The sequence below is a fragment of the Halomonas sp. genome (assembly GCF_041689495.1).
Taxonomy (GTDB): Bacteria; Pseudomonadota; Gammaproteobacteria; order Pseudomonadales; family Halomonadaceae; genus Halomonas.
In genome coordinates, this window is the sequence record NZ_JBDNGD010000411.1 from 1 (window position 1) to 8,532 (window position 8,532).

Annotated in this window: 8 protein-coding genes and 1 pseudogene; 1 reads left to right on the forward strand and 8 read right to left on the reverse strand. The window is 61.8% G+C overall.

Annotated elements, in window-relative coordinates; all coding sequences use genetic code 11:
• Positions 1 to 202 precede the first annotated feature (202 nt).
• From phaC to prmB, 5 genes are all read right to left on the reverse strand, one after another.
• Positions 203 to 2,041, reverse strand: a complete 1,839-nt coding sequence (phaC, locus tag ACESMD_RS12800; protein ID WP_372613747.1) for a class I poly(R)-hydroxyalkanoic acid synthase — start codon at positions 2,039 to 2,041, stop codon at positions 203 to 205.
• A gap of 153 nt (positions 2,042 to 2,194) precedes the next feature.
• Positions 2,195 to 2,500: a phasin family protein gene (locus ACESMD_RS12805; RefSeq protein ID WP_372613749.1), complete on the reverse strand. Its 306-nt coding sequence runs from the start codon at positions 2,498 to 2,500 to the stop codon at positions 2,195 to 2,197.
• 124 nt (positions 2,501 to 2,624) lie between these two features.
• Positions 2,625 to 3,134: a DUF6489 family protein gene (locus ACESMD_RS12810; RefSeq protein WP_372613751.1), complete on the reverse strand. Its 510-nt coding sequence runs from the start codon at positions 3,132 to 3,134 to the stop codon at positions 2,625 to 2,627.
• A gap of 70 nt (positions 3,135 to 3,204) precedes the next feature.
• Positions 3,205 to 4,290, reverse strand: a complete 1,086-nt coding sequence (gene aroC, locus ACESMD_RS12815) for a chorismate synthase (protein ID WP_372613753.1) — start codon at positions 4,288 to 4,290, stop codon at positions 3,205 to 3,207.
• Positions 4,291 to 4,319: 29 nt separating this feature from the next.
• Positions 4,320 to 5,276 carry a 50S ribosomal protein L3 N(5)-glutamine methyltransferase gene (prmB, locus tag ACESMD_RS12820; protein ID WP_372613754.1) on the reverse strand — a complete coding sequence of 319 codons (957 nt, stop codon included), beginning with the start codon at positions 5,274 to 5,276 and terminating at the stop codon, positions 4,320 to 4,322.
• A 134-nt stretch (positions 5,277 to 5,410) separates the two neighbouring features.
• Here prmB and ACESMD_RS12825 point away from each other — a divergent pair, with 134 nt between their 5' ends.
• Entirely contained in the window at positions 5,411 to 5,986 is a 576-nt protein-coding gene (locus ACESMD_RS12825; protein WP_372613756.1) for a Smr/MutS family protein, read from the forward strand.
• Positions 5,987 to 6,013: 27 nt separating this feature from the next.
• Here ACESMD_RS12825 and ACESMD_RS12830 read toward each other — a convergent pair whose 3' ends face one another.
• From ACESMD_RS12830 to ACESMD_RS12840, 3 genes and pseudogenes are all read right to left on the reverse strand, one after another.
• Positions 6,014 to 7,084, reverse strand: a complete 1,071-nt coding sequence (locus ACESMD_RS12830; protein ID WP_372613758.1) for a patatin-like phospholipase family protein — start codon at positions 7,082 to 7,084, stop codon at positions 6,014 to 6,016.
• Positions 7,085 to 7,114: 30 nt separating this feature from the next.
• Entirely contained in the window at positions 7,115 to 7,978 is an 864-nt protein-coding gene (locus ACESMD_RS12835; RefSeq protein ID WP_372613760.1) for an alpha/beta fold hydrolase, read from the reverse strand.
• Between the two features lie 101 nt (positions 7,979 to 8,079).
• Positions 8,080 to 8,532, reverse strand: a pseudogene (locus ACESMD_RS12840) (aldehyde dehydrogenase (NADP(+))); the annotation flags it as partial.

Consider the following 8,532-nt stretch of genomic DNA (forward strand, 5'->3'; position numbering starts at 1 on the left):
AGCGCCTAGCGCCTAGCGCCTAGCGCCTAGCGCCTAGCGCCTAGCGCCTAGCAGGATGCTGACGGCCTTGCAGCCAAAATCAAGAAAACCCCATCGGATTGATCATCCGATGGGGTTTTGGCCTTCATCCCCCGACACCTGCCGCCCGTTACCGAGCGGCTCGGCGCGAGGCGCTTGTAGCTGGGCGCTGCCCGAAGGGGGGCTAGGCGCTGGGTGCTTGGTGCTCTCCCAGCACCTCCGGGATGGTCATCCTGACGTAGCGGCCCGGTGCCGGCTCGAGGATATCGAGCTCCCCTTCGCCTGGGGTGCGGGCGGGAACCATCTTCTCGGTATCAGCATAGCTATGCCCGGTCATCCATGCCTGCCAGTGCGGCCACCAGGACCCTTCTTGCTGCTCCGCGTCCGCCAGCCACTGCTCTGCGGTTTCCGGCAGCTCATCATTGGTCCAGTAACCATACTTGTTCTTGTGCGGGGGATTGACGATACCCGCAATGTGGCCGGAGCCCCCCAGCACGAAGGTAACCTCGCCCTTCGGCAGCAAGGCACCATAGTAGCTGCTGTTCCATTTGGCGATATGGTCATCACGCGTGGAGATGAAGTAGCTCGGCGTAGAGATCTTGCGCAGATCGAGCTTGACTCCATCCAACTCGATGCCACCGGGTTCCACCAGACGGTTTTCCATGTACATGTTGCGTATATACCAGCCGTGGGTGCCGGCAGGCACGTTGGTTCCGTCGGTATTCCAGTAGAGCAGATCGAAGGGAGCCGGCTTGTCGCCCTTAAGGTAATTGTTGATGTAGAAGGACCAGAAGAGGTCATTCTCGCGAAGCAGGTTGAAGGAGAATGCCATCACCCGTCCATCCAGATAGCCATCCTGCTCGAGCTTCTCTTCGATACCCTCGACCACGGGCTCGGTCAGGAAGACACCGATCTCGCCCGGGTCACGGAAGTCCTGCAGGGTGGCCATGTAGGTCACCGACGTCGCCTTGCGTCCACGACTGGTACTGGTCAGATAGGCGACCGTCGAGGCCGTCAGGGTGCCGCCGATACAGTAACTGAGCAGGTTTACCGACTTCTCGCCGGTCGCCTGTTCGATGGCACCCATGGCATCGATGGGGCCCATCTGCATGTAATCGGCCCAGGTCAGGTCACGCTGCTCGGGGCTCGGGTTGCGCCAGGAGATCAAGAAGACGGTGTGTCCCTGCTCGACCAGCCATTTTACCAGTGAATTATCCTGGCGCAGGTCCAGGATGTAGTACTTGTTGATCCAGGGTGGCACCACCAGCAGCGGTGTCTTGAAAACCTTCTCGGTGGAGGGTGAATACTGGATCAGCTGGATCAACTCGTTCTCGTAGACCACTGACCCCGGGGTGACGGCGATATTCTCCCCCACCTCGAAGGCCGAGCGGTCTGTCATGCTGACATTGAGCCCTTCCGCAGAATTGGCGAGATCCTCACGCAGCCGTGCCAGGCCATCGACCAGGTTCTGACCACGCGTCTCGAGGGTCTTTCTCATGACTTCAGGATTGGTGGAGACGAAATTGGTCGGCGCCATGGCATTGACCAGCTGGCGGGCATAGAAGGCCAGGTTGCGCTTGCGCTTATCATCGAGGCCATCCAGGTTATCGATCAGATCCTCGACCATCCGCGAGAAGAGCAGGTATTGCTGCATGATCGCCATGTAATGAGGGTCCTGGGTCCAGGCCTCATCGTTGAAGCGTCGATCTCCCTTGGCTGGCATCACCAGCGGCTCCACCTGTTGCCCGGAGAGGGATCGCAACCCCTGCTGCCAGAGCTGGAACTGATCCTGAAGCAACCGTGACTGCGCCTGCCAGATCAGCGGCGGGTTGCGCATCAGGGCCTCGGCACCGGCACGAAAGCTCTCGCGCATGTCTTCCTGAACGGAGTCCCCGGCAGCACTCGGTACCATGCGCTTTAGAAGGTCCTCCATCAGCGGCCGATATTCCTCACCGATTTCCTTGAGCTGGTCATTCCATGCCTCCAGCTCGGCCTGAGTTGGTGCTTGCATCCCTTGCTGCATTGAAGCCTCCTGACAGACTGTTAGCTACTGTAGTGAAAAACTGTAGTGAAAAACTGTTTCGTGAAATCAAGAGAGACACATGCCCATGCCCACCAGGCAGGCATTGGCATGTATCCCGGGGCGTGGCGATAACCGCCATGCCGGCTGGATCGTTCAGCTCTTGTTGCCGGTCGAAGACTTGCTGGTGGCCTTGGCAGGCCCAGACTTGGCGGCCGAACCACCGGCTTTCTGAGCCTGGTCGGTCATCTGTTGTCCGGCTTCGGCAAAGAGCGCCTCGAGCTGGTTCTTGAATTCCGTGCGCATTCGCTCGGTACCCATCTGGCTGTAGCGCTTCATGGCCTCGAGCTGCTGTTGGGTCATCTTCTCCATGTTGTCGAGCATCATGGAATTGAGCTTGCGCATCGGTTCGAGGAACTGACGTGTCTGCTCGTTGAAGTTTTCCATCATCTTGTCTTGCATGCAGGTACTTCTTTTCGGTCTTTACCTGGCGTGCGGCATGGGAATCGATAACGCACGCATTGTTGCACTGCACAAAGTCTAGTCGTTCAGAAGGTGCATTGCAATGTCAACCAAGGCCCTCGGGTCATGCGTCTTCACGCTTGCCCCGCGAGCGGGCACTGCCGGTGGACTTGGTCGTCGACTGGCTTGAGGCCGGCTTGCCTGTGCCTGATTGGGCGGTAGAAGTGTCAGCGCCGGTCGGTTTGGTGGCCTCGGAATTCTTCCTTTCACGGCCACCGGTCGACGCCTGGCTCTCCTTGCTCTCCTTGCTCTCCTTGCTCTCCGTACCTTCCTTGCCCTGGCCCTTGGACGTCGCCTGGTTGAGCATGTCAAGCATCATCTGCTGGTAGGTGCCAAAGCTGGAGAGTCCCTGGGAAAGGCCCTGCGTCAGCTCTTGAGAAAGCCCCTGAGGCACGCCCGGTTGCTGTTGCAGGAAGGGCTGCATCAGACTCATGGGGTCATAGCCTTCCACGCCGGATTCCATCTGCTTGTGAATGCGGCTCAAGAGGTCCTGCTGGAAGACTTCCACATCCGGCAATCCCAGTGACCGCCGGAATTCATCGGGTGTCAGGTCAAATTCGACGTTGATCTTCATGTCCGTGCTCTTTTGGATGGTTATTTTGGATGGTTATTCACAGTGTAGCAGCCATGAAGCCTGACGCCATTCAGTAGAGTCGTGGTGTATCCACGCGGACATCGGCGTTCTGGCCACGATGGCGGAGCAGGTGATCCATGAGGGTCAACGCCATCATCGCCTCGGCGATGGGCGTGGCCCGGATGCCCACGCAAGGGTCATGCCGACCCTTGATCACCACCTCCACCGCCTGACCGTGGACATCGATGGAACGTCCCGGTGTGGTGATGCTCGAAGTGGGCTTGAGGGCAAGGTGCGCGATGATCGTCTGGCCACTGGAAATCCCCCCCAGCACCCCACCGGCATGATTGGACAGGAAGCCCTCGGGGGTCATCTCATCGCGGTGCTCGCTGCCCCGCTGGGCCACCGAGGCAAAGCCCTCGCCGATCTCGACGCCCTTGACGGCATTGATGCTCATCAGGCCATGGGCCAGTTCGGCGTCGAGGCGATCGAAAACCGGCTCGCCGAGCCCGGGCGGGACCCCCTCGGCCATGACGGTGATCCTCGCGCCCACCGAATCCTGGTCTCGACGCAACTGGTCCATGAAGGCCTCCAGTTCCGGCACCTTGTCGGGGTCAGGACAGAAGAAGGGATTGTCATCCACTCCCGCCCAGGACCTGAAGTCGATGACGATAGGGCCCAGCTGGCTCATGTAGCCACGTATCAGGATGCCCCGGGTCGCCAGATACTTCCTGGCGATGGCGCCTGCCGCCACGCGAAGCGCAGTCTCACGGGCGCTGGAGCGACCGCCACCACGGTAATCACGAATACCGTACTTGTGATGGTAGCTGTAGTCGGCATGGGCCGGACGAAAGATATCCTTGATCCTGGAATAATCGCCTGAACGCTGATCGGTATTCTCGATCAACAGGCCGATGGAGGTTCCGGTCGTCACGCCCTCGAAAACGCCGGAGAGAATCCTCACCTGGTCGGGTTCGCGACGCTGGGTCGTGTGCCGCGAGGTCCCGGGGCGACGCCGATCCAGGTCATGCTGGAGATCCGCTTCGCAGAGCGGCAACCCAGGGGGGCACCCATCGACGATGGCGCCGAGCGCAGGACCATGGCTCTCGCCGAAGGTGGTAACGGTAAACAGCTTGCCGAAGGTATTGCCGGACATGGGCGTCCCTCTGAAGTCGCGATCGAGAATCAGGCAAATGTCGCCGCATGGGCGTCGAGTTCGGCAGCCGTGAGCACGCAGACCCCCTGGCCGCCACGTTCGAATTCCAGCCACAGGAAGGGCACATCGGGAAAGGCCGCTTCAAGATGACGGTCGGAGTTACCGACCTCGAGAATCAACACACCCTCCTCGAGCAGGTGCCCCCTGGCCTCCCGCAGGACACGACGCACGATATCCAGGCCATCGCTTCCGGCCCCCAGGGCCAGGGAGGGCTCATGTCGGAACTCCGCGGGCATGGTCGTGAGGTCACGGGTATCGACATAGGGCGGATTGCAGACGATCAATTCATAGCGCCGACCCGCCAGGCCATCGAAGAGATCCGACTCCACTGCCCTCACCCGCGCCCCCACATCGTGCCGGGTAATATTGATCCGCGCCACTTCCAGCGCCTCCGGACTGATGTCGGCCAGATCCACCTCGCAGGTAGGCAGATGCAGGGCTGTAGCGATACCGATACAGCCGGAGCCCGCACAGAGGTCGAGCACTCGTGAAGGAGGCTGTTCCGGGAACCAGGCGGCGAAATCGTGCTCGATCAATTCGGCAATGGGGGAGCGCGGTATCAATACCCGTTCATCCACCGTGAAGGGGAAGCCTGCAAAGAAGGCCTCCCCCAGCAGGTAGGGCAAGGGACGACGACTGGTGATGCGGGCTCTCACCAGGCCCACGATACGCAGGCGCTCCATGGGCAACAGCCGGGCGTCGAGCACGGCAGGGTCGACATTCCAGGGAAGGTGAAGGGCACCCAAGGTCAGTGCCACCGCCTCATCCCAGGCGGAATCGGTGCCATGGCCGTAGAAGAGTCCCGCCAGGTGGAATTCGCTGGCGGCCCAGCGCAGGCAATCGCGCAGGGTCAACAGGCCGTCGCGGAGCACCTCGTCGGTAAGCTGCAGGGTGGAGGCGGAGGTACCGTGATGGAAAGCGCTCACGTGGGCTCCTGTGGACATGGGGACGATTGACCGGGGCAGGTCGCGGAGAAACCCTGAGATTGTACCCGGCAAGGCGGTTCACAGCCACGTTCCAACCGCTATACTGGCGTTCCCGACGCCCGACCGAGTAGTTCATGAATCGACATCGCCACCATCCGGATGACGAGGATATCGACGCCTTCCGCCAGGCCCTGCGAGAGGCCGGTGTGCGGCCTCTCTCGACCAACCGTGCCAATCCGGGTCGTGCCCGCCCTAGAGACGCCTCTGCGGCCGAACGAAGGGCCGCGGCCACCTCGGCGGGCCAGGAGGCCTCGACGGGGCGCACCTCCGACGGACGGGTAGAGGCGGTTCGCCCCTCTGAAGCCCTGGATTTTGCGCTTCCCGATCTGCCCTGGCGCACACGACAGAAACTCAAGCGCGGACGTTTTGGCTGGGAGGAAGGTCTGGACCTCCATGGCTACACCCTGGAAGAGGCCAGAGCTGAGCTGGAGGCCTTCCTTCGAGACGCAGTGACCGCGCAACGCCGCTGTGTCCTGATCGTACACGGCAAGGCATGGGGGGCAACCAGCGACTATCCGGTCATCAAGAGCCATGTGAACGCCTGGTTGCGGGAATGGCCCAGTGTAGTGGCCTTCTGCTCGGCCACCGAGATCGATGGCGGTACCGGGGCCGTCTATGTCCTCCTGCGCCGGCGAGGCGTCGGAACCTGATTCTAATTGGAGGCTCCTAGCGCTAATCTATGCCTTCGGTCCAGGGTCATCGATCGCCGTTGGCGCAACCCGGATCCTGTCACCCATCTCAGGGGCATGGCGCTGACCCTCGAAACGATCCAGCGCCTGTACCGCCAGGTGTCGGCCGAGGGCGATCAATGCCTCGGCGCGATGAAATTCGTAGGCGCCACAAATCGTCTTGGGCACTTCGATCATGACATCCGGTGGGTAACCAGCGACCTTGTAGCGAGCCAAGGCCGCCTGAGTAATGTCGAAGGAGGCCAATACCATGTCGAGCCTCCCCCACTCGCGCCGCTCGCGTGCCCGCAATTCATCGGTGTCACTGTCGCCGAGGTCCTCGTCGGAATCCAGCCCATCGAAGAGTCGCAGAGTGGCGCTACGCACGCCTTCCAACCAGCTGGCAAAATCCATACTCCCCGCTTGGCTTGCCTGGTCACGGGCAGGTTCCTCGGCCTGTTGCTGGGGAGGCATCAGTTCCTCCAGGCTGACGGGACGAGAACTGTGAGCGGTCGCATTGACCGCCAGGATGAAATCGGCACCGACGGGGACAGTGGGAATGATCGGTAAGGGATTGAGAAGCCCTCCATCCACCAGCACCTGCTCGCCGCGATGCACCGGCGTGATCACGCCGGGAACGGCAATGGAGGCACGAATCGCTTCCAGGAGGGAGCCGCTCTGAAACCATACCTCCTGCTGACGCACCAGATCGGTGGCCACCGTCGTCACGGGAATGGAGAGATCCTCGATTCGGGTATCACCGATCAGGGATTCGAGTTTGCTCATCACCTTGCTGGCACGCATCGCCCCCATGGGGTTCCAGGTCACATCGACTAATCGTAGCACGTCGAAATAGTCGAGACGGCATACCCAGTCCCGATAGCCATCGAGTTTCCCGGCGGCATAAATCCCCCCGACCAGGGCTCCCATCGAACAGCCGGAGATCGCCACGATCTCGTAGCCACGCGCCTGTAGTTCGTCGATGACGCCGATATGCGCATAGCCCCGTGCGCCGCCACTGCCCAGCACCAGAGCCACCCGCTTGCCCTCCCCCTTGCTGGCAGTCTGCTGATCACTCATCTGCTGTCTCCTGCGAAATGGAAAAGGGGCTCATGACCGATACCAGGCCAGGATGGTATCGGCCACGACAGCCACGCTGCCCGGCTCCAGGTGAAGATGATGTCCGCCCTTCAACACACGCCGCTCGAGTCCTGATACCACGGAACGCAACCGCTGGGCCACCTCACGATCACCCAGGATACCGGCCGCCCCTTCCATCAGGAGCAGGGGACAGCGGATGGTCGCCAGAATAGCGAGCAACTGCTCGGGAGAAAGCCGTAACGGTGAGGGGCGAAGCAGCCGACCATCCGTACGCAGCTGCACACGGCCATCCGGCAAGGCAATCAGATTACGCTCTACCAGTGGCTGGGCCGTCTCGGTGTCGATTCGGGTCGCTCCACCGGCCACCCTTGCTGCCACGGCCGTCCTGACATCAGGATAGCGCGGTGGCGGCGACACAGGGCGTCGATGGGCCAGCAACCCCTTGCGCAGCTGTTTCGGGACATCGCCCGAATCGGTTGTCAAGGCGCCCAAGCCATCAATCAACATCAGCCGGGACACCCGTTCGGGCAGGGCGGCCGCCGTCAGGCAGGCGACACCGGCACCCATGGAGTGCGCCAGCAGTGTCGCCTTCTCGATGCCGAGGGAATCGCAGGCATCGAGCAGATCATGACAGTAATCCCAGAGGGCATAGTCGCCTTCCCCCGGCAGAGGGACGCTCAAGCCATGACCGGAAAAATCGATGGCCACCACACGGATCCCCAGGCGTTCCACCAGCAATGGGGCCAGACGGGCAAAGCTGGCGGCATTGTCGAGCCAGCCATGCAGTGCCAGCCAGGCAGGTGCCGATGCATCGCCCCAGCTCAGAGCCGCCAATCGGCCTTCAGCCAGGTCAAGGGATCGGGGATCGGTCATGGGCAGTCATCTAGGGAAAAGGCAGAAGGCATTTCAGCGTAGAGAAAATCGGGAGACGCCCCTTACAGGGGACGCCTCCCTCCCGACAATCAGGCGTATCTTTACCCTTCGCGCTTGCCGTCCACCAGCCGGCTCACGCCCAGCGGGTTGCCGTGCTTGAGCGCTTCGGGCAGCAGGCCCTCGGGCAGGGCCTGGTAGCACACCGGACGCAGGAAGCGATGGATCGCTGCGCTGCCCACCGAAGTGGTGCGGCTGTCCGACGTTGCCGGGTAGGGGCCACCGTGGACCATGGCGTGGCATACCTCGACCCCGGTGGGCCAGCCGTTGGCGAGGATCCTTCCCGCCTTGCGCTCGAGAATCGGCAGCAGGGCCTTGGCCGCGTCCCGGTCACCCTCGTCCAGTTGCAGGGTGGCGGTGAGCTGGCCTTCAAGGTGTCCGGCGATGCGACGCATGTCGTCGGGGCTGGTGCATTCGACGACCAGCGAGCAGGCACCGAAGACCTCTTCGCGCTGCAGGGTCTCGTCGGCGAGGAAGTCGTCCGCCGAGACGGCGAA

Coding starts and splice junctions, on each gene's coding strand:
- phaC (WP_372613747.1), bottom strand. CDS start 2,041: ATGCAGCAAGGGATGCAAGCACCAACTCAGGCCGAGCTGGAGGCATGG.
- ACESMD_RS12805 (WP_372613749.1), bottom strand. CDS start 2,500: ATGCAAGACAAGATGATGGAAAACTTCAACGAGCAGACACGTCAGTTC.
- ACESMD_RS12810 (WP_372613751.1), bottom strand. CDS start 3,134: ATGAAGATCAACGTCGAATTTGACCTGACACCCGATGAATTCCGGCGG.
- aroC (WP_372613753.1), bottom strand. CDS start 4,290: ATGTCCGGCAATACCTTCGGCAAGCTGTTTACCGTTACCACCTTCGGC.
- ACESMD_RS12825 (WP_372613756.1), top strand. CDS start 5,411: ATGAATCGACATCGCCACCATCCGGATGACGAGGATATCGACGCCTTC.
- ACESMD_RS12830 (WP_372613758.1), bottom strand. CDS start 7,084: ATGAGTGATCAGCAGACTGCCAGCAAGGGGGAGGGCAAGCGGGTGGCT.
- ACESMD_RS12835 (WP_372613760.1), bottom strand. CDS start 7,978: ATGACCGATCCCCGATCCCTTGACCTGGCTGAAGGCCGATTGGCGGCT.